A 21,941-nucleotide genomic window follows, 5' to 3' on the forward strand; every position below is an offset into this window, starting at 1 on the left:
GCAGGGGTCGACGCGCGAGCGGCATCCGAAGGGCATCGAACACGCTCGCAAGGCAAGCGGAAGATTATAGCGCGGGGCCGTGTGCGTGAAACGGCCGGCAGCCCGCCGCCTCAAGAGGTTGAACGTTCAGACCGGAGACAGTAGTGAAGAAGCACACCCTGACCGGCGCGCCGCAATGACCGGCAGCCTGCGCAACGCGTGGCCCACGTTCGCGATCATGCTCGGCGCGTCCGTCTGGGGGCTCGTCTGGTTCCCGATGCGCATGCTCGCCGCCATGGGCCTCACCGGCACCGCCGCGAGCGCGACCACCAGCGCCGCCGCCTGTCTCTTCGTGCTGCTGGTCCGGCGCCGTTCCATCAGCACGCTGTCCTGGCACTGGCTGCTGGTGGCGCTCGGGCTGGCATCGGGCGTGACCAACCTGGGCTTCGTGTGGGGCGCCATCCACGGTCAGGTGATGCGCGTGCTGCTGCTGTTCTACCTGACGCCCGCGTGGACCGCGATCTTCGCGCACTTCATCCTCAGGGAACGGCTGACGCGCGCCGATGCATGCCTGTCGCTGCTCTCGATCGCGGGCGCGGTGACGATGCTCTGGTCGCCCGACCTGGGGCTGCCGCTGCCCGCCAACCTGGCCGAATGGGCAGGGCTGATCGGCGGCATGGGTTTCGCGATGAGCAACGTGCTGATCGTGAAGGTCTCGCGCACGCTGCCTGCGATGAAAGCCGAGATGCGCACCGCCGTGATCTTCGGCGGCGCGGCCTTGCTCGCGTCCGTCGCCACGCTGTTCGAACCGATGCGCGCGCCGCCTGTCGCCGCGCTGTGGCCGGCGGTCGCCTGCATCGTGATCGGGCTTGGCATCGTGCTCGCGGGCAACAACATGATCGTGCAGCTCGGGCTCGCCCGTGTGCCGCCGAATCGTGCGTCGATCATCATGCTGTTCGAGCTCGTGGTCACGGCGCTGTCGTCCTGGCTCTTCGCGGGCGAGGTGCCCGGTCCGCGCGAATGGGCGGGTGGCGCGTGCATCGTCGCGGCGTGCGTGCTGTCGGCGTGGCTGCATCGGCCACGCGTGCCGCCCCGCGCGCCGCAAGCGCCTCAAGTGCCTGAAGTGCCTGAAGTGCCACAGCCGCCGCAATCACCGCGTTCGCCGCACGCGCACGAGGCGTCCGGCGTGAGCGCACACGCGCCGGAAAGCAAAAAGAAATCGGTTCGCGCGATGGTATGATGGTGTCCGCTTCGCCGGGCCCGGGCGCATCTGCATGCAGCGCATCGGCCCATGACGATCGACGGGCCGCACTGCGGCCTGTCTGCCATTCATCCTCCGTCACTCATTCAACAGCGATATCGCCGTGCGTCTGACCTCGATAAAACTCGCTGGCTTCAAGTCCTTCGTCGATCCCACGCATTTCCAGGTCCCCGGCCAACTGGTCGGCGTCGTCGGGCCGAATGGCTGTGGCAAGTCCAACATCATCGATGCCGTGCGCTGGGTGCTCGGCGAATCGCGCGCCTCGGAGCTGCGCGGCGAATCGATGCAGGACGTGATCTTCAACGGCTCGACGGCGCGCAAGCCCGGCAGCCGGGCAAGCGTCGAACTCATTTTCGATAACGCCGACGGCCGTGCCGCCGGTCAATGGAGCAGCTACGGCGAGATCGCGGTCAAGCGCGTGCTCACGCGCGACGGCACCTCCAGCTACTACATCAACAATCTGCCGGCGCGCCGCCGCGACATTCAGGACATCTTCCTCGGCACGGGTCTCGGTCCGCGCGCCTACGCGATCATCGGGCAGGGCATGATCTCGCGGATCATCGAGGCCAAGCCGGAAGAGCTGCGCGTGTTTCTCGAGGAAGCCGCGGGCGTCTCGAAGTACAAGGAGCGCCGCCGCGAAACCGAGAACCGCCTGCACGACACGCGCGAGAATCTGACGCGCGTCGAGGACATCGTCCGCGAACTGGGCGCCAATCTCGAGAAGCTCGAAGCGCAGGCCGTCGTCGCAACGAAGTACAAGGCCTTGCAGGCCGAAGGCGAAGAGAAACAGCGTCTGCTGTGGCTGTTGCGCAAGAAGGAAGCGGGCAGCGAGGCCGAGCGCCAGCAGCGCGCGATCCGCGAGGCGCAGGTCGAACTCGAAGCCCAGACGGCGCGTCTGCGCGAAGTCGAGGCGCAGCTGGAAACGCTGCGCGTCGCGCACTACAGCGCCAGCGATTCGATGCAGGGCGCGCAAGGCGCGCTCTATGAAGCGAATGCCGAAGTGAGCCGCCTGGAAGCGGAGATCCGCTTCATTGTCGAGTCCCGCAACCGGGTGCAGGCGCAGATCGCCGCGCTCACCGCGCAGCGCGAACAATGGCAGGTTCAGGCGCAGAAGGCGCGCGACGAAATCGATACGGCGACCGAAGCACTGGCCGAAGGCGAGGAAAAGGCCGCCATCGCGCAGGAAAACGCCGCGACGAAACACGATGAACTGCCCGCGCTCGAAGCCCGCTGGCGCGATGCGCAGACGCAGTTGAACGAGGAGCGCGCGGGTATCGCGCGGGCGGAGCAGGCGCTCAAGCTCGAGGCCGCGCATCAGCGCAACGCGGACCAGCAGCTGCAGCAATTGCAGCAGCGCCAGGAACGCCTGAAGAACGAGGCGGGCGGTCTCGACGCGCCCGATGAAGCGCAGCTCGACGAGTTGCGCATGCAGCTGGCCGAGAACGAAGAGATTCTCGCGGAGGCCCAGGCGCGTCTCGCCGACGCGCAGGAAACCGTGCCACGTCTGGACGCCGAACGCCGCGCCGCGCAGGAACGCGTGCAGAAGGAAAGCGCGCAGATCCATCAGCTCGAAGCGCGTCTTGCTGCATTGAAACAGCTTCAGGAAAGCGTGCAGACCGAAGGCAAGGTCCAGCCGTGGCTCGACAAGCACGAGCTCGGCGCGCTGCCGCGTCTGTGGAAGAAGCTGCATGTCGATGCGGGCTGGGAAGCGGCGCTCGAATCCGTGCTGCGCGAACGCCTGGCCGCGCTGGAAGTGTCGAATCTGGACTGGATCAAGGCCTTCGCCACCGACGCACCGCCGGCCAAGCTCGCGTTCTATTCGCCGCCGGTCGCGGGCAAACCGGTCGAGACGCCGCAGGGCTTGCGGCCGTTGCTGTCGCTGGTGCGAATCGACGATCCGGGCCTGCGCGCCGTGCTCAACGAATGGCTCGCCGCGACCTTCGTGGCGGACGATCTCGCGCAGGCGCTGGCGCAGCGTCAGCAACTGCCCGATGGCGGCGCATTCGTCGTGAAGGCGGGGCATGTGGTGACGCGCGTGGGCGTGCAGCTGTATGCGTCGGACTCCGAGCAGTCGGGCATGCTCGCGCGGGCGCAGGAAATCGAGAATCTGACGAAACAGGTGCGCGCGCAGGCGCTCTTGTCGGACGAGGCGAAGTCCAACGCCGTGCGTGCCGATGCCGCGCATACGCAGGCCTCGCAGACCCTTGCCGAGGCGCGCGCCGCCGCCGAGCGCGCCACCCAGCGCGTCCATGCGCTGCAGCTCGACGTGCTGAAGCTCGCGCAGGCGCATGAGCGCTATACGCAGCGCAACACGCAGATCGGCGAGGAACTGGAAGAGATCGCCGCGCAGGTCGAGGAGCAGCGTGCGTTTCGCGCCGAGTCCGAGGCCGCGTTCGAGCGTCACGACGGCGAGATCGCGCAATTGCAGGCGCGCTTCGAGGACAACCAGCTGGCTTTCGAGGCCTTCGACGAACAGCTCACGGCCGCGCGCCAGGAACTGCGCGAGCTGGAACGCGCGGCGAGCGACGCTGGCTTCGCGGTGCGCGGTCTGTCCGCGAAGATCGACGAATACCGGCGCAACATCGACACCGCTCACGACCAGAGCGAGCAGATCGCCGGCACGCTGGAAGACGCCCGCGCCGAGCTCGAGACCATCAACGAGCAGACCGCGCAAACCGGCCTGCACGACGCGCTGGACGTGCGCGGGGCGCGCGAGGAAGCGCTGCATGCGGCGCGCATCGAACTGGACGACCTGACCACGCGCCTGCGTCAGTGCGACGAACAGCGCCTGCTGGCGGAGCGTTCGCTGCAACCGCTGCGCGACCGCATCAACGAATTGCAGCTGAAGGAACAGGCGGCGCGCATCAGCGGCGAGCAGTTCGTCGAGCAGTTGCAGGCGGCGGGCGTCGACGAAGCCGAACTCGCACAGAAGCTCGCGCCGGACATGAAGCCCTCGTATCTGCAGGGCGAGGTCACGCGTCTGAACAACGCGATCCTCGCGCTCGGACCGGTCAACATGGCCGCGCTGGAAGAACTCGCGTCGGCGACCGAGCGCAAGCACTTCCTGGACGCGCAATCGGCCGACCTGACCGGCGCCATCAACACGCTGGAAGACGCGATCCAGAAGATCGACCAGGAAACCCGCGCGCTGCTGCAGGGCACCTTCGATGAAGTGAACCGTCACTTCGGCGAACTGTTCCCGCGGCTGTTCGGCGGTGGCCAGGCCAGGCTCATCATGACCGGCGACGAAATCCTCGACGCCGGCGTGCAGGTGATGGCGCAGCCTCCGGGCAAGAAGAATTCGACCATTCACTTGCTGTCGGGCGGCGAGAAGGCGTTGACCGCCACCGCGCTCGTGTTCGCGATGTTCCAGCTGAATCCGGCGCCGTTCTGTCTGCTTGACGAAGTGGACGCGCCGCTCGACGACGCCAACACCGAACGCTTCGCCAACCTGGTGCGCGCGATGGCGGTGAAGACGCAGTTCCTGTTCATCTCGCATAACAAGATTGCGATGGAAATGGCGCAGCAGTTGATCGGCGTGACGATGCAGGAGCAGGGCGTGTCGCGGATCGTTGCGGTGGACATGGAATCGGCGTCGGGTTTCGCGCAGAACGGCTGAAGGTCGCGGTTCGCGGTTTTGTTTCATGGGTTAAATGGGCCGGACGATGATCCGGCGGCGTGCGCAAGGGCGCGGAGTGGCGCGCATCGGCCAGGCGGCGGCGACAAGCCGGAACGCGGCGCGATGCGGGCGACAGATCGCGCGGCGCTTCGTAACGTAAAAGAATGATGGAGCCTGCATGGACGAGTTGACACTCGGTTTGATTGGAGCCGGAGCCGTGGTGGTGGGCGGCGTGGTGGTGTACAACGCGTGGCAGAACGCCAAGGTGCGGCGCAAGATGCCGCGCCCGATGCCGGACGAAGCCGCCGACGCGCTCGCGCGCCAGGACACGGACGACGAGCAGCCGTTCATCGAACCGGTGCGCCAGCCGCGCCGCGAGCCGGCCGCCGGAGAAGGCGCTGCCGAGCGCGATGCGCGGGTCGAGCCGAGTTTCGGCATGGCGCAGGCTGGGTCGGCGCCGCCGCCCGTGGTGCCGGTTGCGCCGGCTGACACGGCCGTCGATCTGCAGGCGGAAGCGACCGCGGCGAACGGCGCGGCCGACATCGCCGGGGATGAAGCCGAAGACGAGCGCGCCGAACCGGTGATGCCTGCGGCGACCACCGTTTCGTCGGCGCTGCCGGCGGTCGTGGATCGCCGTATCGATTGCGTCGTGCCGATCCGCCTTGCCGCGCCGGTCGCGGGCGACCGCGTGATTCCGCTGGCGCAGCGTCTGCGCCGCGCGGGCACGAAGCCCGTCACGATCGAAGGCAAGCCCGAAGGCGACAGCGCGTGGGAGTTGCCGCGCAACGGCGGGCGTTATGAAGAACTGCGCGCGGCGGCGCAACTGGCGAATCGCAGCGGGCCGCTGAACGAACTGGAGTTCTCGGAGTTCGTGACCGGCGTGCAGCGTCTGGCCGACGCGCTCGACGGCGCGCCCGAATTCCCCGACATGATGGAAACGGTCGGCATGGCGCGCGAGCTGGACGGCTTCGCCGCGCAATGCGACGCGCAACTGTCGATCAACATTCTCTCCGACGGCGCGCCGTGGTCTGCGAACTACGTGCAGGCGGTGGCGTCGCAGGACGGCCTGCTGCTGTCGCGGGACGGCACGCGCTTCGTCAAGCTCGACGCGAAGCAGAATCCGGTGTTCATGCTGCTGTTCGGCGACACCAACTTCCTGCGCGACGACCTCACCTACAAGGGCGGCCAGATGATCACGCTGGTGCTCGACGTGCCCGTTGCCGACGAAGACATCCTGCCGTTCCGCCTCATGTGCGATTACGCGAAGTCGCTGTCCGAGCGCATCGGCGCGCGCGTCGTCGACGATCAGCGCCGGCCGCTGCCGGAGTCTGCGCTGCTCGCCATCGAGAAGCAGTTGATGACGCTCTACGCGAAGCTGGAGCAGGCGGGCATGCCGGCTGGTTCGCCCGCGACCCGGCGTCTGTTCAGCCAGTAAAGGCGAGGGCTGCACGCGTTGTTCCGGCAGTGAAGATTGCGCCCCGACCGGGGCGCTTTCTTTTGCCTGCTCATCGCGTGCAGTAACGCGTCGAGCCTCATCCGCTGGCCATTCGGCCGACGCCCCGATTGTCCGATCTTCTGCGACAATCGAACGACTGCCTGTCGGGTCGCAATCATCGACAGGCGCGATCGATCTCAATCATTCCACACGCATGTCCGCAAAAACCAAAGCCGAGTCCGCCGCCAGCCGCAAGTCCGGCGCCGCCGTGCCCAGCGCCGATCATCCGGCCGAACGCGCCGCCTGGCTGCGCTCGGAACTGGAGCGCGCGAACTACGCGTATTACGTGCTGGACCAGCCGGACCTGCCCGACGCCGAATACGACACGTTGTTCAAGGAACTGCAGGGCATCGAGAGCGAGCATCCGGAACTCGTCACGCCGGAGTCGCCCACGCAGCGGGTTGGCGGCGAAGTGGCCGAAGGCTTTACGCCGGTCGTGCATGACGTGCCCATGCTCTCGCTCAACAACGGTTTCGCGGACGAGGACATCGCCGCCTTCGACAAGCGCGTCTCCGACGCGCTGGATCAGGCGCCCGTCGAATACGCCTGCGAGCTGAAGTTCGACGGCCTCGCCATCTCGCTGCGCTACGAGGACGGCCGCTTCGTGCAGGCCGCCACGCGCGGCGACGGTGCGACCGGCGAGGACGTCACGGCCAACGTCCGCACCATCCGCTCTATCCCGCTCACGCTGAAGGGTAAGCACGTGCCCAAACGTCTGGACGTGCGTGGCGAAGTGCTGATGTTCAAGCGCGACTTCGAGCGCCTGAACCAGCGCCAGCGCGACGCCGGGCAGCGCGAATTCGCGAACCCGCGCAATGCGGCGGCGGGCGGCCTGCGCCAGCTCGACTCGAAGATGACCGCGCAGCGTTCACTGTCGTTCTTCGCGTACGGCATCGGCCTGCTGGAAGGCGCGGAGATGCCGGCCACGCATGCCGGTCTGCTCGACTGGTACAAGGAGATGGGCTTGCCAGTGAACGCGGAGCGCGCCGTGGTGCAGGGCGCGGACGGCCTGCTCGGCTTCTTCCGCAAGGTGGGCGAGAAGCGCGAGAAGCTGGCGTACGACATCGACGGCGTCGTCTACAAGGTCGACCGGCGAGACCAGCAGGACCAGCTGGGCTTCGTGTCGCGCGCGCCGCGTTTCGCGCTCGCACACAAGTTTCCCGCGCAGGAAGCGCTCACGCAGCTTGTCGGCATCGACGTGCAGGTCGGCCGGACTGGCGCCATTACGCCGGTCGCGCGGCTCGCGCCCGTTTTCGTCGGCGGCGCGACGGTCACCAATGCCACGCTGCACAACGAGGACGAAGTACGGCGCAAGGACATCCGCATCGGCGATACCGTCACCGTGCGGCGCGCGGGCGACGTGATTCCGGAGGTCGTCGGCGCGATCCTGGAGCGCCGTCCCGCAGATGCGCGCGAGTTCGTCATGCCCACGGAATGTCCGGTGTGCGGCTCGAAGATCGAGCGTCTGCCGGACGAAGCCATTGCACGCTGCACCGGCGGGCTGTTTTGCCCGGCGCAGCGCAAGCAGGCGCTGTGGCATTTCGCGCAGCGCAGGGCGTTGGACATCGACGGACTCGGGGAAAAGATCATCGACCAGCTGGTCGATGAGAACCTCGTCCGCACGCCCGCCGACCTCTTCAACCTCGGCTTTTCGACGCTCGCGGCGCTCGACCGTTTCGCGGACAAATCCGCGCAGAACCTGCTCGACTCGCTGGAGAAAGCGCGCAACACGACGCTCGCGCGCTTCATCTATGCGCTGGGGATTCGGCATGTCGGCGAATCGACCGCGAAGGATCTCGCGAAGCACTTCGGGTCGCTGGACCCGATTATCGCGGCAACGGTCGAAGAGCTGCTCGAAGTCAATGATGTCGGCCCGATCGTGGCCGAGGCCATCCACAATTTCTTCAGCGAGGCGCACAACCAGCACGTGATCGAACAGTTGCGCGCGAAGGTTTCGTGGCCTGAAGGTCCGCCCGCCCCGAAGGCGCCGCAAGGCGTGCTGGCGGGCAAGACCGTCGTGCTGACGGGCACATTGCCCACGCTCTCGCGTGAAGAAGCCAAGGAAATGCTTGAGAACGCCGGGGCGAAGGTCGCCGGTTCGGTGTCGAAGAAGACCGACTATGTCGTGGCGGGCGCGGAAGCCGGCAGCAAGCTTGCAAAAGCGGAGGAACTCGGCGTTCCGGTGCTCGACGAAGACGGTATGCGCAAGCTCTTGGAAGGAGCCATTCAATGATTCGTGAAATTTTGAAGATGGGCGATCCGCGTTTGTTGCGGATCGCGCAGCCGGTCGAGCATTTCGATACGCCGGAACTGCACGCGCTCGTGCAAGACATGTTCGACACAATGCGCGACGCCAACGGGGCGGGACTGGCCGCGCCGCAAATCGGCGTGGATCTCCAGGTGGTGATCTTCGGCTTCGGGCACAACGAGCGTTATCCCGACGCGCCGTCGGTGCCTGAGACGGTGCTGATCAATCCGATCATCACGCCGAACGGGCATGACATGGAGGAGGGCTGGGAAGGGTGCCTGTCCCTGCCGGGGTTGCGCGGTGTGGTGCAGCGGTTCTCGATGATCCGCTATCAGGGCTTCGACCAGTATGGCCACGCTATCGAGCGGCTTGCCGAAGGGTTTCATGCGCGCGTCGTGCAGCACGAGTGCGATCATCTGATCGGCAAGCTTTATCCGATGCGCATCACCGACTTCTCGAAGTTCGGCTTCACTGAAGTGCTGTTCCCTGGTCTCGATCCGGCGCACGACGACTGACGCCGGGCCGGCGGCATGCACGTACTGCATGCGCCGCCAAGGCTCGCAAGGAAGCTTGACAGAAGGCCGCTTCACTTCACATGGAGCGGCTTTTTGTTCAGGCGAGGGTTTTGGGACTGCCGGAGAGGTCCGGCTGACGGAACAACGCGACGTGTTCAGGATTGGCAGTGGCTTGCAGGCGGCCATCGGGCAAGCGCGCGATCACCATTTCACCGACGCCGGGACTCATCACGACGACTTCGTCGCGCAGGGCAAGCAGGGCTTCGAGGCGTCGTCGGCCGCTGACGATTTCGAGGCCGGTTCCCGTTTCCCGCACGATGATTTCAACTGACATGGTCATTCTCCCTCGATGCCGTTCAATGCTGCCGCCGCTCATCCGGCCGGCGTGGCCACGCGCGTCGTGCCCTGGCCTGCCAGATGTATCGGATCGATGATTCATTTTCTTTAACCAAAAAGCGGTCAAAAAAGAAAAGGCACGATCCAGTGCGGATCGTGCCTTTCTGAGCGGTAAAAGTGGCGTGTTTGCGACGCGCCAGACTTGTCCCGATGCGCGCGGCGCTTAGAACGACTCGTTGTGGCCGAGATAGCGCCACTGTCCCGGCGGCAGGTCTCCAAGCATGACGCCGCCCATGCGGATGCGCTTCAGCCCGACGACTTCCAGCCCCACGAGTTCGCACATGCGGCGAATCTGCCGCTTCTTGCCTTCGCGCAGCACGAAGCGCAGTTGCTCGCCGTTTTGCCAGCTGACCTGGGCGGTCTTGAGCGGCACGCCGTCGAGTTCGAGGCCGTGGCGCAGCAGCGCGAGTTGTTCCGCGGGCAGATGCTGGTCGACATCGACGGTGTGCTCCCCGAAGCGCACGCGCACCAGGTATTCCTTGTCGACTTCCGAGTGACCGCCGATCAGCTGTTTCGCGATGCGGCCGTCCTGGGTCAGCACGAGCAGGCCGGTGGAGTCGATGTCAAGCCGTCCGGCGGGCGCGAGCGTGCGCAGGTGACTCGGTACAAAGCGAATGCCCGCGCGATCTTCTTCCCAGCGGTTGGCCGGGTTGATCAGCGTGATGGCCGGCTCGTAGCCGTCTTCCGCCTGACCCGACACATAGCCGACCGGCTTGTGCAGCAGGATGGTCACCAGTTGCGACTGCGCCGAGCGCGCGGCGGGCAGCACGTCGATTTCCTGCGTCGGACGGATGCGCGTGCCGAGCGTATCGATCACTTCGCCATCGACGAGCACCCAGCCTTTCTCGATCCACTCGTCGGCTTCGCGGCGCGAGCAGAGACCGAGTTCCGACATGACTTTCGAGAGACGCACGAGGCCGTCGTGGTGGTCATGATCGCGGGGCTTCGGTGCGGATTCGGCGGAGGGCGGCTGGCGCGTGTCTGTTTGACTTGTGCGCGCAGGTCCGCGGCTTTCCGCGTGCTTTCGCGGAGCCGGGCCGGAGCGCGCGTCGTCACCGAATGACTTGCGCGGGCCGCGGTCGCGGTCACCAAACGACGGACGCGGGTCGTCGCCACGCGGCTTGAATGGGCGACGCTCGTCACCGCCCTCAGGGCGCTCGCCGCGTGCAGGCGGCCGGCCTTCGAATGACTTGCGCGGGCTGCGCTCACGGTCACCGAACGATGGACGCGAATCATCGCCACGCGGCTTGAATGGGCGACGCTCGTCACCGCCTGAAGGACGCTCGCCACGCGCAGGCGGGCGACCTTCGAACGACTTGCGCGGACCACGGTCACGATCACCAAACGGCGGACGCGAATCGTCGCCACGCGGCTTGAACGGGCGACGCTCATCACCGCCCGCAGGACGCTCGTCACGCGCAGGCGGGCGACCTTCGAACGACTTGCGCGGACCACGGTCACGATCACCAAACGACGGACGCGAATCATCGCCACGCGGCTTGAATGGACGACGCTCATCACCGCCCGAAGGACGCTCGCCACGCGCAGGCGGGCGACCTTCGAACGACTTGCGCGGACCGCGGTCACGGTCACCAAACGCCGGGCGCGAATCGTCGCCACGCGGCTTGAACGGGCGACGCTCATCACCGCCCGCAGGACGCTCGCCGCGTGCAGGCGGGCGACCTTCGAACGACTTGCGCGGACCACGGTCACGATCACCAAACGGCGGACGCGAATCGTCGCCACGCGGCTTGAACGGACGACGCTCATCACCGCCCGAAGGACGCTCGCCACGTGCGGGCGGGCGGCCTTCGAACGACGTGCGCGGACCACGGTCACGATCACCAAACGCCGGACGCGAATCGTCGCCGCGCGGCTTGAACGGACGACGCTCGTCACCGCCCGAAGGACGCTCGCCACGCGCAGGCGGCCGGCCTTCGAACGACTTGCGCGGACCACGGTCACGATCACCAGACGGCGGACGCGAATCGTCGCCACGCGGCTTGAACGGGCGACGCTCATCACCACCCGCAGCTCGCTCGCCACGTGCAGGCCGCGCCTCGTCCGGTGCAGCGGGCCGCGTGGGCTTGCGCCCCGTGGAGGTGCCGGTCCGGACCGGCGAACGCGTCGACGAGGTCGGACGCGGATGTTTGGCTGTCAGTTTGACGCGCATAAAGTCTCAGGCTGCGATCGCGCGCAGCAGTTCGGTTTCGACCTGGATCTGGGTGCGGTTGTTCGACAGGCTCTTGCCGTCGATCAGGAACACGTCCTCGACGCGTTCGCCGAGCGTATTGATCCGCGCCGCCTGCACGCCGATCCGGTGTTGCGCGAGCACCCGCGCGATCGAATAAAGAAGGCCCTGCCGGTCGTTGGCGGACACGGACAGGATGTAGTACTGGCCGCGGTCGTCGGGACGCAGGTCCACGCGCGGCGTGATCGGAAACGTCCGCACGAGCCGCGAGACGCGGCCCTTCGACGGTTCCGGAAGAATGCGCTCGTCGGTCAGCAACGTGCTCAGTTGCTGCTCGACGAGATTCGCGATGTCGCGATAACTGCCGTCGTGCTCGGGATGCGCGACCAGAAAGTTGTCGAGCGCGTAGCCATGGCGCGTCGTCGTGATGCGGGCATCGAGCACGGACAGGCCATTGCGGTCGAAATACCCGCAGATGCCGGCGAACAGATCCGGCCGGTCCTGCACATACACGAGCACCTGCAACGCCGCGCCGATCGGCGAGGGCCGGGCGCGCACGATGGGCCGGTCGCTTTCGACGTGACGGTAGAGCACGCGCGTCTGCCAGGCGATATCGGCGGGATCGTGCCGCAGGAAATAGCCGACGTCGAGCTGATCCCACAGTCGTTTCTGCGCGCCTTCCGGGACGGTTTCGAGCCGCAGCAGCGCGAGCGCCGCTTCCTGACGCGACTTCAGTTCCGAGTGCGCATCCGGCTCGGCGCCGCCGAGCACCGCTTGCGTCGCGCGGAACAGATCCTCGAGCAGCTTGCCCTTCCAGTTGTTCCAGACTTTGGGGCTGGTGCCGCGGATATCGGCGACGGTCAGCAGATAGAGCGCCGTCAGGCGCCGCTCGGTGCGCACGACCGAGGCGAACTGCTTGATGACCTCGGGATCGCTCGTGTCCTGTTTCTGCGCGACCTGGCTCATGGTCAGATGCTGCTGCACGAGCCACACCACCAGCTCCGTGTCTTCCTGCCCGATCTCGTGTTCGCGGCAGAAGCGGCGGGCGTCGACCATGCCGAGCGTCGAATGATCGCCGCCGCGCCCTTTGGCGATGTCGTGGAACAGCGCCGCGACATACAGCACCCACGGGCGCTCGAAGTTGCCCATTAGCTGACTGCAGAACGGATACTCGTGCGCGTGCTCCGCAATCGCGAAGCGGCGCAGGTTGCGCAGCACCATCAGGATGTGCTGATCGACCGTGTAGACGTGATAGAGGTCATGCTGCATCTGTCCGACGATGCGCCGGAAGTTGATCAGATAGCGCCCCAGCACGCTCGTCTGGTTCATCAGGCGGAAGGCGTGCGTGATGCCTTCGGGCTGCTTCAGGATCTCCATGAACAGCCGGCGGTTGTCCGGGTCGCGCCGCCATGCGCGGTCCATCAGGTCGCGTGCGTTGTAGATCGCCCGCAGCGTGCGCGCCGAAAAGCCCTTCACGCCGCGCGTCTGCTCGTACAGCAGGAAGGCTTCGAGAATGGCGTGCGGTTCGTGCTCGAAGACATCGTCGCGGGCGATTTCCAGCATGCCCTGTTTCTCGACGAAGCGGCTGTTGAGCACCCGCGTGATGCCGCTCGTCGACGGAAACAGCTGTGCCTCGACGTTCTGGATCAGGATGGTTGCCAGTTGCGTGACGGCTTTCGCGGCCCAGTAATAGCGGCGCATCAGCTGCTCGCTCGCGCGCTTGGCGGCGGTCGCTTCGAAACCGAAACTTTCGGCCAGCGGCGTTTGCAGATCGAAAACCAGAATGTCCTGGCGCCGCTTGGCGATCACGTGCAGCCGTGCGCGCAGCGCCTTCAGAAAGCCTTCGTTGCGGCGCAGTTCGCGCGCTTCGCGTTCGGTGATGAGGCCACGTGTGTCGAGTTCGCGCCAGTTGCTGCCGAAGCCCGCCCCGCGCGCAATCCACAGGATCAGTTGCAGGTCGCGCAGGCCGCCGGGGCTTTCCTTGATGTTCGGTTCGAGGCTGTAGGGCGTGTCCTGGAACTTGGCATGACGCTGGCGCATTTCGAGCACCTTCGCCTGGAAGAACGCGCGCGGGTCGAGGGTCTCGTGATAGCGCTCCGAAAAGCGCTGGAACAGGCGCGTGTCGCCGCAGATGCGCCGTGCCTCGAGCAGCGAGGTCTGCACGGTGATGTCGTTGGCGGCCTCCGCGATGCACTGCTCGACCGAGCGCACGCTGCTGCCGATATCGAGCCCCAGATCCCACGCCATGCCGATGAAACGCTCGATCCGGCCGTTGAGTTCGGTGTCGGTGTCGGAGGCGCTGTCCGGCAGCAGGACCAGGATGTCGACGTCGGAAAACGGCGCGAGCTCGCCGCGTCCATAGCCGCCCACCGCGACGAGCGCCGCGTTCTCCGGCATCGCGCAGGCCTTCCAGGCGCCCTTGAGGGCGTCGTCGGTGGCGCGCGCGAGCGCGTGCATCAGCGGCTCGACGTTCGAGGTCGTCTGGAAGCGCTCGATGAGCGCGGCCTTCGCGGCCTTGTAGGCGGCGCGCAGGGTTTCACAGGGCGTGGCGACGGCGATGACGCTCATGGCTCGGATCGGCGGGCGGGAGAAGTGGCGGCGCCGCGCGGTTGCGGCGCGCGCCGGAGAGAGTGGAACGCGTTCAGGCGGTGGCCGCGATCAGCTGCGACGGCGCCTGCGTGCCCGCCGAAACCGTCAGCACGTCATAGCCCGTGGGCGTCACGAGCACGGTGTGCTCCCATTGCGCGGACAGGCTGCGGTCGCGCGTCTTGACGGTCCACTGGTCGGGCATCGTGCGGATTTCGCGGCGGCCGGCGTTGATCATCGGCTCGACCGTGAAGATCATGCCCGCCTGAAGCTCGATGCCCGTGCCCGGACGGCCGTAGTGCAGCACCTGCGGCTCTTCGTGGAAGACCTGGCCGATGCCGTGGCCGCAGTATTCGCGCACGACGCTATAGCCTTGCGACTCGGCATGCTTCTGGATGGCCGCGCCGATATCGCCGAGATGCGCGCCGGGGCGCACCTGGTCGATGCCGAGCCACATGCAGTCGAAGGTCGTCTGGACGAGGCGCTTCGCGAGGATCGAGCCCTCGCCGACGATGAACATCCGGCTCGTGTCGCCGAAGTAGCCATTCTTGATGACCGTGATGTCGATATTGAGCGCATCGCCGTTCTTGAGCACCTTCTCGCCCGGGATGCCGTGACAGATCACGTCGTTGACGGAGATGCAGGTGGCCTTCGGGTAGGGCGGGTAGCCGGGCGGCTGATAGTTGAGCGGCGCGGGAACGGTGCCTTGCTCCTTGAGCATGTACTCGTGGCACAGGCGGTCGAGTTCCTCGGTCGTCACGCCGGGTACGATGTGCGGCGTGATGAAATCGAGCACTTCGCTGGCGAGCCGGCAGGCGACGCGCATCTGCGCGATATCGTGGTCGTTTTTCAGCGTAATGGACATGACTTGGCTCGAAAGGACGCGAGTGTGCGTGAGGTATGCGGGTAATGGCTGGCGTACGCGGGTTTCGTACGCGTTCTGCAGCAATGCTGTTAGGCAATCCAGGCGGCAGTGAGCCGCCAAAGCGGCATTATCGCACCTTAGGAAATGTGCCGCACCCGGATACTTTGGGGCACATGACGCTGCGGCAAGGCGTCGGGGCTTGCCCGCCACGACTTCGGCACCTGACAGGCGGCTTGAGCCGATCAATCCTCACATGCTATACTCACGGGCTAAGTCTTGATCTACATCCACAGTGTCGTCACGGTTCGCCGGGACAATCTCCGGGGTAGTCCAACGATCAAGGCTCAGGAAATCATCAAATCGAATCCGAATCGCAAGCCGGCGCACCCAGGGTGTCCGGCGTCCGTCAGGCGAGTATCGACTATCGCCACCCGGGCGCAGGATGCGGCAGCCGGCTTAAGACCCAACCCTCGCGGAGAATTTCATGGCAGTCACGATGCGTCAAATGCTGGAAGCCGGTGTCCACTTCGGTCACCAAACCCGCTTCTGGAACCCGAAGATGGCCCCTTACATCTTCGGTCATCGCAACAAGATTCACATCATCAACCTCGAAAAGACCCTGCCGCTCTACAACGACGCGCTGAAGTACGTGCGCCAGTTGGCAGCCAACCGCGGCACGATCCTTTTCGTCGGCACGAAGCGCCAGTCGCGCGACACCATCGCCCAGGAAGCAGCACGCGCCGGCATGCCGTTCGTCAATGCGCGCTGGCTCGGCGGCATGATGACCAACTTCAAGACCCTGAAAGTGTCGATCAAGCGCCTGAAGGACATGGAAGCGGCGCTGGAATCGGGTGAAACCGAGCGCATGAGCAAGAAGGAAGCCCTTCTGTTCGAACGCGAAATGGTCAAGCTGCAAAAGTCGATCGGCGGCGTGAAGGACATGGGCGGCATTCCGGACGCGATGTTCGTCATCGACGTCGGCTACCACAAGATTGCCGTGACCGAAGCCAAGAAGCTCGGCATTCCGGTCATCGCCGTGGTCGACACGAACCACTCGCCGGAAGGCATCGACTACGTGATCCCGGGTAACGACGACGCGTCGAAGGCCGTGGCCCTGTACGCCGAAGGCGTGGCCGACGCGATCCTCGAAGGCCGCGCGAACGCGGTCAACGACGTGGTCCAGGCTGTGCGCGGCGGCGAAGGCGACGAGTTCGTCGAGGTCAACGAACAGGCGTAATCGAGCCCTGTGGCCGACAAAAAAGGGGGCTTTGCGAAAGGCCCCTTTTTTTTAGCCGAAGCGCTGGACACCCCTATTTTCCTGTCGTGGGTGAGACGTAAGGCCCGCGGCACGTATCAAACAGACTCAAGGAGCGAATGATGGCGGCAATTACCGCAAGCATGGTGGCAGAACTGCGCGCGAAGACCGACGCGCCGATGATGGAATGCAAGAAGGCGCTGACGGAAGCCGACGGCGACATGGCGCGCGCGGAAGAGCTGCTGCGCGTGAAGCTCGGCAACAAGGCAAGCAAGGCGGCATCGCGCGTGACGGCTGAAGGCATCGTCTCGGCATTCGTGGACGGCAACGTGGGCGCGCTGGTCGAACTGAACTGCGAAACCGACTTCGTCGCGAAGAACGACGATTTCCTGGCCTTCGGCAAGACCATCGCCGAACTCGTTGCCCGCAACAACCCGGCCGACGTGGCCGCGCTGTCGGCGCTGCCGCTCGAAAGCTCGACGGTCGACGCCGTGCGCCTCGCGCTGGTCGGCAAGATCGGGGAGAACCTCTCGATCCGCCGTTTCGTGCGTTTTGAATCCGCCAACAAGATTGCTTCGTACCTGCATGGCACGCGCATCGGCGTGCTGGTCGAGTTCACGGGCGCGGACGAGCAAGTGGGCAAGGACGTCGCCATGCACGTCGCCGCCATGAAGCCGGTGTCGCTGTCGTCGGACGAAGTGCCGGCCGATCTGATCGCCAAGGAACGCAGCATCGCCGAGCAGAAGGCCGCGGAATCGGGCAAGCCGGCTGAAATCGTCGCGAAGATGGTCGACGGTTCGGTGCAGAAGTACCTGAAGGAAGTCTCGCTGCTGAACCAGCCGTTCGTGAAGAACGACAAGCAGACCATCGAGCAGATGCTGAAGGCCGGCAACGCGTCGGTGCAGAAGTTCGCGCTGTTCGTGGTGGGCGAGGGCATTGAGAAGCGTCAGGACGACTTCGCCGCAGAAGTCGCGGCACAGGTCGCGGCCGCCAAGCAGTCGTAAGGCTTGCTTTAAGGCGCTGCTAAGGAGCGTCTGCTGAAATAGCGCGGCCGTGCGTCGCGCTGGCTGGTCCGGCGGCGGTCGCACCGCCGCCCGCATTCAGCGATCCGGTTCGCCTCATGCAGCGGGCGCGGCAGACCAGGGTTAACCCTTGGTTTCCGCGCCCGCCGCCCGATCCGGTCCGCTTGCAGTAAATATTGTTTCACCCCTACAGTTCTACGTTGTTGCAACCCTCCTCGGCGCGATCGGAACCTCATATGCCCACAGCCTACAAACGCGTACTCCTCAAACTCTCCGGCGAAGCCCTGATGGGCGACGATGCCTTTGGCATCAATCGGGCAACAATCGAAAGGATGGTGGCGGACATCGCGGAAGTAGTGCGGATCGGGACCCAGCTGGCGGTAGTCATTGGCGGCGGCAATATCTTCCGCGGCGTCGCGGGCGGCGCGGCCGGCATGGACCGCGCCACGGCCGACTACATGGGCATGCTCGCCACCATGATGAACGCGCTGGCGCTGCAGGACGCCATGCGTCACGCCGGGATCGAGGCGCGCGTGCAGTCCGCGCTGCGCATGGACCAGGTGGTCGAACCGTACATCCGTCCGCGCGCCATCCGTCAGCTCGAAGAAGGCAGGGTGGTGATCTTCGCGGCCGGTACGGGCAATCCGTTCTTCACCACGGACACGGCAGCCGCGCTGCGTGGTTCGGAAGTGGGCGCCGAAGTCGTGCTGAAAGCCACCAAGGTCGATGGCGTATACTCCGCCGACCCGAAGAAGGATCCGCACGCAACGCGCTACAGCACGATCAGCTTTGACGAAGCCATCGGCAAGAATCTGCAGGTGATGGACGCAACCGCCTTCGCGCTGTGCCGTGACCAGAAGCTGCCGATCCGCGTGTTCTCGATCACGAAGCCCGGCGCTCTCAAGCGCATCGTACAGGGCGACGACGAAGGGACGCTCGTCCACGTGTAAACTCTCGCAATATCGGGCGCGGCGCGCGGTGGCTCAGTCCCTGCGCGCCAGGCGCCGCTATTGCAGGTAAAACTCAGGTTTGGAGGTTCAAATGAGTGTGGCTGACATCAAAAAGGGCGTCGACCAGAAGATGCAACGGTCGATCGAGGCATTCAAGGCCGATCTCGCGAAGATCCGTACGGGCCGTGCCCATACTGGCCTGCTCGACCATATCCAGGTCGACTATTACGGCTCGAACGTGCCCATTTCGCAAGTCGCGAACATGACGCTCGTCGATGCCCGCACCATCGGCGTTCAGCCGTGGGAAAAGAAGATGGTCCCGGTGGTCGAGAAGGCGATCCGCGAATCGGATCTCGGGCTGAATCCGGCGACGCAGGGCGACCTGATCCGCGTGCCGATGCCCGCGCTGACCGAAGAGCGCCGCCGCGAGCTGACGAAGGTCGTCAAGAGCGAAGGCGAAACCGCCAAGGTTGCAGTGCGCAACCTGCGCCGCGATGCGAACGACCAGCTCAAGAAGCTCGTGAAGGACAAGGAAATCTCCGAAGACGACGAGCGCCGCGCCAGCGACGAAGTCCAGAAATTCACGGACAAGTTCGTCGCCGAGATCGACAAGCTCGTACAGACCAAAGAAGCGGAAATCATGACGGTGTGAGGCCGCTGGAACGGTCCCGCCGGCCTCGGCGCCTTACATTGAGGCCGGCTCTCACTCCTTCAGATTTCAAGATTCAGCGGCCATGACCTATACCAGCTCTACCGTTACCGTGCCCGATGTCGCAGCCGTACCGCGTCACGTCGCGATCATCATGGACGGCAACGGCCGTTGGGCGACCGAGCGGCGCCTGCCGCGCGTCGCCGGTCACACGCGCGGCGTCGATGCGGTCCGGGCGACCGTCGAAAGCTGCGCGCTGCGCGGCGTCGAATTCGTCACGCTGTTCGCGTTCAGTTCCGAGAACTGGCGCCGTCCGACCGACGAAGTCTCCTTCCTGATGCGTCTTTTCGTGACCGCGCTGGAGCGCGAGATCGGCAAGCTGCACGCGAACGGCATCCGTCTGCGCGTCGTCGGTGACACCTCGATGTTCAACGACCGCATCCGCGCGCTGATCCAGCGCGCCGAGACCAAGACGGCCCGCAACACCCGCCTCACGCTGACCATCGCCGCCAATTACGGCGGGCGCTGGGACATCATGCAGGCCACCAAGAAGCTCATCGCCGAATCGCTGGAGAGCGGCGTGCCCGCGCGCGTCGACGACGAATCGTTCGCCCAGCATCTCGCCATGGCCTATGCGCCGGAGCCGGACCTGTTCATCCGCACTGGCGGCGAGCAGCGCATCAGCAACTTCCTGCTGTGGCAGCTCGCGTACACCGAGTTTCATTTCACCGATACCTACTGGCCCGATTTCGACGCCGCCGCGCTCGACCGCGCCATCGCCTCGTATGGCGGCCGCGAGCGCCGTTTCGGGCGCACCAGCGCGCAAGTCGAATCCCAATCGCAGAAGGCCGACACCCTTTCATGCTAAAGACCCGTGTCATCACGGCAATCGTTCTGCTGGCCATTCTCGTGCCGGTCACGCTGTACGCGCCGATCGGCGGGTTCGCCGCGCTGATCGGATTCGTCGTGGTGTTCGCGGCGTGGGAATGGGGGCGTCTCCTCAAGCTGAACGGCGCCGGGCCGGTGGCTTACGCGCTGGTCGCGGGCCTCGCGCTGATTTTCAGCGCCTGGCTCGGCGTGGCGGGCAAGCCGCTGTACCAGATGGCGGCCATCTTCTGGGTGCTCGCCGGGCCCTACGCGCTGATCCGCAAGCCTGCGCTCGCCGCGGGCGCGTGGCGAGCGTTCCTGCTGTTTGCCGGGATCGTCGTGTTCATCGCCTGCTGGCACGCGGTCGTCGATGCCCGGATTCGCGGCGTGGCCTTCGTGCTATCGCTTCTGCTAGTAGTCTGGCTGGCTGACATAGGCGCATACTTCGCCGGCAAAGCCATCGGCCGGCACAAGCTCGCCCCGTCGATCAGCCCGGGCAAGACCTGGGAAGGCGCCATCGGCGGCTGGCTGGCCGTCATCGTGATCGGCGCGCTCGCCGCCGCCACCGGTTTTTACGCACCCACCGTATTTACGGCCTTCGCGGAGCGTCTCGGCTGGGACCGCGCGTTCGTGGCGCTCAGCGTGCTGGTCGCGTTCAGCGTGATCGGCGACCTGTTCGAGTCGCTCCTGAAGCGTCAGGCCGGCGTCAAGGATTCGAGCGGCCTGCTGCCGGGTCACGGCGGCGTGCTCGACCGCATCGACGCATTGTTGCCTGTTCTGCCGATCGCATTGCTCATGCTCGGCTAATCGGCTAGAGAAGAATTCATGCAAAAACGTCTCACATTGCTCGGCTCCACGGGCTCGATCGGCGATAGCACGCTCGACGTCGTGGCGCGGCACCCGGACCGTTTCTCGGTCCATGCGCTTACCGCACACCGCAACGGCGACAAGCTCATCGCGCAGTGCCTCCGGTTCCAGCCCGACGTGGCGGTCGTCGGCGACGCCGAGACGGCCGCGCGCGTGGCGTCCGCCTTGCGCGCCGAGGGCTGCAGGACCGAGGTCACGCACGGCCCCGAGGCGCTGGTGGAGGTAGCCCGCGCGCCGCAGTGCGACACCGTGGTCGCGGCGATCGTCGGCGCGGCGGGCCTCGCGCCCACGCTCGCGGCCGCGCGCGCCGGCAAGCGCATCCTGCTGGCCAACAAGGAAGCGCTGGTAATGTCCGGCCAGATCTTCATGGATGCCGTGCGCGACAACGGCGCGATCCTGCTGCCGGTGGACAGCGAGCACAATGCCGTGTTCCAGTGCCTGCCGCCCTGCGCGGACAAGGAAGCCAAACTGCACGGCGGCGTCTCGAAGATCATCCTGACGGCCTCGGGCGGTCCGTTCCGCACGCGCGAGCCCGCGTCGCTCGTCAACGTGACGCCGGAAGAGGCCGTCAAGCATCCGAACTGGGCGATGGGCCGCAAGATTTCCGTCGATTCAGCGACGATGATGAACAAGGGCCTCGAAGTGATCGAGGCGCACTGGCTGTTCGATCTTCCCGGCTCGCGCATCGAGGTGCTGATTCATCCGCAGAGCGTGATCCATTCGATGGTCTCCTACGCCGACGGCTCGGTCCTCGCGCAGCTCGGCAATCCGGACATGCGCACGCCGATCGCCCACGCGCTGGCGTATCCTGACCGGGTCGATTCGGGCGTCATGCCGCTGGATCTGGCGCAGATCGCCACGCTCACGTTCGAAAAGCCCGATTTCAAGCGTTTCCCGTGTCTTGCGCTGGCCATCGAGGCGCTGGAGGCGGGCGGCATCGCCAGCGCCGCGCTCAATGCGGCGAACGAGATCGCCGTGGAAGCGTTCCTCGAGCGCCGCATCGGCTTCATGGCCATCGGCGAAGTGGTGGAGCGCGTGCTGAATGCGCTGCCGAACACGAGCGCCGCAGCGCTCGACGACGTCCTCGCCGCCGATGCGAACGCGCGCCGGCTTGCCGCCGGTTTCGTCGCAGCGCTCACCGCGAGCGCGCCGGGCGCCGAACCCATCGCCCATTGA

Annotated in this window: 16 protein-coding genes; 12 read left to right on the plus strand and 4 right to left on the minus strand. The window is 65.8% G+C overall.

The genetic code is table 11. The features are described 5' to 3' along the window. Window positions 1-175 precede the first annotated feature (175 nt). From QCE88_RS07560 to def, 5 genes are all read left to right on the plus strand, one after another. Window positions 176-1,219 (plus strand): DMT family transporter, encoded by a 1,044-nt coding sequence (locus QCE88_RS07560; protein WP_309900604.1) that lies wholly within the window; start codon window positions 176-178, stop codon window positions 1,217-1,219. Window positions 1,220-1,343: 124 nt separating this feature from the next. Beyond that, the gene (gene smc, locus QCE88_RS07565) at window positions 1,344-4,859 is read left to right on the plus strand and encodes a chromosome segregation protein SMC (protein ID WP_309900605.1); all 3,516 of its coding nucleotides are present in this window, start codon (window positions 1,344-1,346) and stop codon (window positions 4,857-4,859) included. 178 nt (window positions 4,860-5,037) lie between these two features. Further along, window positions 5,038-6,294: a cell division protein ZipA C-terminal FtsZ-binding domain-containing protein gene (locus tag QCE88_RS07570; protein WP_309900608.1), complete on the plus strand. Its 1,257-nt coding sequence runs from the start codon at window positions 5,038-5,040 to the stop codon at window positions 6,292-6,294. Window positions 6,295-6,508: 214 nt separating this feature from the next. Then, window positions 6,509-8,587, plus strand: coding sequence for an NAD-dependent DNA ligase LigA (gene ligA / locus QCE88_RS07575; protein ID WP_309900610.1), 2,079 nt, complete (start codon window positions 6,509-6,511; stop codon window positions 8,585-8,587). Beyond that, on the plus strand, window positions 8,584-9,117 hold the full coding sequence (def, locus tag QCE88_RS07580; RefSeq protein WP_309900611.1) for a peptide deformylase: 534 nt from the start codon (window positions 8,584-8,586) through the stop codon (window positions 9,115-9,117). Before ligA ends, def begins: the two co-directional genes overlap by 4 nt. Window positions 9,118-9,214: 97 nt before the next feature. On the opposite strand, the gene QCE88_RS07585 is transcribed toward def, so the two are convergent. The 4 genes from QCE88_RS07585 to map form a co-directional block, all read right to left on the minus strand. Beyond that, window positions 9,215-9,451 (minus strand): hypothetical protein, encoded by a 237-nt coding sequence (locus QCE88_RS07585; RefSeq protein ID WP_309900613.1) that lies wholly within the window; start codon window positions 9,449-9,451, stop codon window positions 9,215-9,217. 225 nt (window positions 9,452-9,676) lie between these two features. Then, on the minus strand, window positions 9,677-11,686 hold the full coding sequence (locus QCE88_RS42035) for a pseudouridine synthase (RefSeq protein WP_409018059.1): 2,010 nt from the start codon (window positions 11,684-11,686) through the stop codon (window positions 9,677-9,679). A gap of 6 nt (window positions 11,687-11,692) precedes the next feature. Beyond that, a complete protein-coding gene (locus QCE88_RS07600; protein ID WP_309900619.1) occupies window positions 11,693-14,272 on the minus strand; it encodes a [protein-PII] uridylyltransferase in 2,580 nt (859 codons plus the stop codon). A gap of 73 nt (window positions 14,273-14,345) precedes the next feature. Further along, window positions 14,346-15,155, minus strand: a complete 810-nt coding sequence (gene map / locus QCE88_RS07605; RefSeq protein WP_309808071.1) for a type I methionyl aminopeptidase — start codon at window positions 15,153-15,155, stop codon at window positions 14,346-14,348. 484 nt (window positions 15,156-15,639) lie between these two features. On the opposite strand from map, the gene rpsB reads away from it, so the two are divergent. The 7 genes from rpsB (at window position 15,640) to QCE88_RS07640 (ending at window position 21,941) form a co-directional block, all read left to right on the plus strand. Then, complete coding sequence (rpsB, locus tag QCE88_RS07610; RefSeq protein WP_309900622.1) at window positions 15,640-16,392, plus strand: 30S ribosomal protein S2; 753 nt, start codon at window positions 15,640-15,642, stop codon at window positions 16,390-16,392. A 140-nt stretch (window positions 16,393-16,532) separates the two neighbouring features. Next, window positions 16,533-17,414 (plus strand): translation elongation factor Ts, encoded by an 882-nt coding sequence (tsf, locus tag QCE88_RS07615; protein ID WP_309900625.1) that lies wholly within the window; start codon window positions 16,533-16,535, stop codon window positions 17,412-17,414. Between the two features lie 254 nt (window positions 17,415-17,668). Then, window positions 17,669-18,382, plus strand: coding sequence for a UMP kinase (gene pyrH / locus QCE88_RS07620; RefSeq protein ID WP_309808074.1), 714 nt, complete (start codon window positions 17,669-17,671; stop codon window positions 18,380-18,382). Window positions 18,383-18,473: 91 nt separating this feature from the next. Continuing rightward, entirely contained in the window at window positions 18,474-19,034 is a 561-nt protein-coding gene (gene frr / locus QCE88_RS07625) for a ribosome recycling factor (protein ID WP_309808075.1), read from the plus strand. An 82-nt stretch (window positions 19,035-19,116) separates the two neighbouring features. Further along, complete coding sequence (gene uppS / locus QCE88_RS07630) at window positions 19,117-19,899, plus strand: polyprenyl diphosphate synthase (protein ID WP_309808076.1); 783 nt, start codon at window positions 19,117-19,119, stop codon at window positions 19,897-19,899. Continuing rightward, window positions 19,893-20,705 carry a phosphatidate cytidylyltransferase gene (locus tag QCE88_RS07635; RefSeq protein ID WP_309900628.1) on the plus strand — a complete coding sequence of 271 codons (813 nt, stop codon included), beginning with the start codon at window positions 19,893-19,895 and terminating at the stop codon, window positions 20,703-20,705. Before uppS ends, QCE88_RS07635 begins: the two co-directional genes overlap by 7 nt. An 18-nt stretch (window positions 20,706-20,723) precedes the next feature. Continuing rightward, entirely contained in the window at window positions 20,724-21,941 is a 1,218-nt protein-coding gene (locus tag QCE88_RS07640) for a 1-deoxy-D-xylulose-5-phosphate reductoisomerase (protein WP_309900631.1), read from the plus strand.

It is taken from the genome of Caballeronia sp. LZ035 (assembly GCF_031451175.1).
In the GTDB taxonomy this organism is placed as follows: Bacteria; Pseudomonadota; Gammaproteobacteria; order Burkholderiales; family Burkholderiaceae; genus Caballeronia.

What these genes read in the sequence shown, in the direction of transcription:
- QCE88_RS07585 (WP_309900613.1), bottom strand. Translation starts at nt 9,451, where the DNA reads ATGTCAGTTGAAATCATCGTGCGGGAAACGGGAACCGGCCTCGAAATC.
- tsf (WP_309900625.1), top strand. Translation starts at nt 16,533, where the DNA reads ATGGCGGCAATTACCGCAAGCATGGTGGCAGAACTGCGCGCGAAGACC.
- QCE88_RS07570 (WP_309900608.1), top strand. Translation starts at nt 5,038, where the DNA reads ATGGACGAGTTGACACTCGGTTTGATTGGAGCCGGAGCCGTGGTGGTG.
- QCE88_RS07635 (WP_309900628.1), top strand. Translation starts at nt 19,893, where the DNA reads ATGCTAAAGACCCGTGTCATCACGGCAATCGTTCTGCTGGCCATTCTC.
- map (WP_309808071.1), bottom strand. Translation starts at nt 15,155, where the DNA reads ATGTCCATTACGCTGAAAAACGACCACGATATCGCGCAGATGCGCGTC.
- QCE88_RS07600 (WP_309900619.1), bottom strand. Translation starts at nt 14,272, where the DNA reads ATGAGCGTCATCGCCGTCGCCACGCCCTGTGAAACCCTGCGCGCCGCC.
- pyrH (WP_309808074.1), top strand. Translation starts at nt 17,669, where the DNA reads ATGCCCACAGCCTACAAACGCGTACTCCTCAAACTCTCCGGCGAAGCC.
- uppS (WP_309808076.1), top strand. Translation starts at nt 19,117, where the DNA reads ATGACCTATACCAGCTCTACCGTTACCGTGCCCGATGTCGCAGCCGTA.
- QCE88_RS07640 (WP_309900631.1), top strand. Translation starts at nt 20,724, where the DNA reads ATGCAAAAACGTCTCACATTGCTCGGCTCCACGGGCTCGATCGGCGAT.
- frr (WP_309808075.1), top strand. Translation starts at nt 18,474, where the DNA reads ATGAGTGTGGCTGACATCAAAAAGGGCGTCGACCAGAAGATGCAACGG.
- QCE88_RS42035 (WP_409018059.1), bottom strand. Translation starts at nt 11,686, where the DNA reads ATGCGCGTCAAACTGACAGCCAAACATCCGCGTCCGACCTCGTCGACG.
- ligA (WP_309900610.1), top strand. Translation starts at nt 6,509, where the DNA reads ATGTCCGCAAAAACCAAAGCCGAGTCCGCCGCCAGCCGCAAGTCCGGC.
- rpsB (WP_309900622.1), top strand. Translation starts at nt 15,640, where the DNA reads ATGGCAGTCACGATGCGTCAAATGCTGGAAGCCGGTGTCCACTTCGGT.
- def (WP_309900611.1), top strand. Translation starts at nt 8,584, where the DNA reads ATGATTCGTGAAATTTTGAAGATGGGCGATCCGCGTTTGTTGCGGATC.
- QCE88_RS07560 (WP_309900604.1), top strand. Translation starts at nt 176, where the DNA reads ATGACCGGCAGCCTGCGCAACGCGTGGCCCACGTTCGCGATCATGCTC.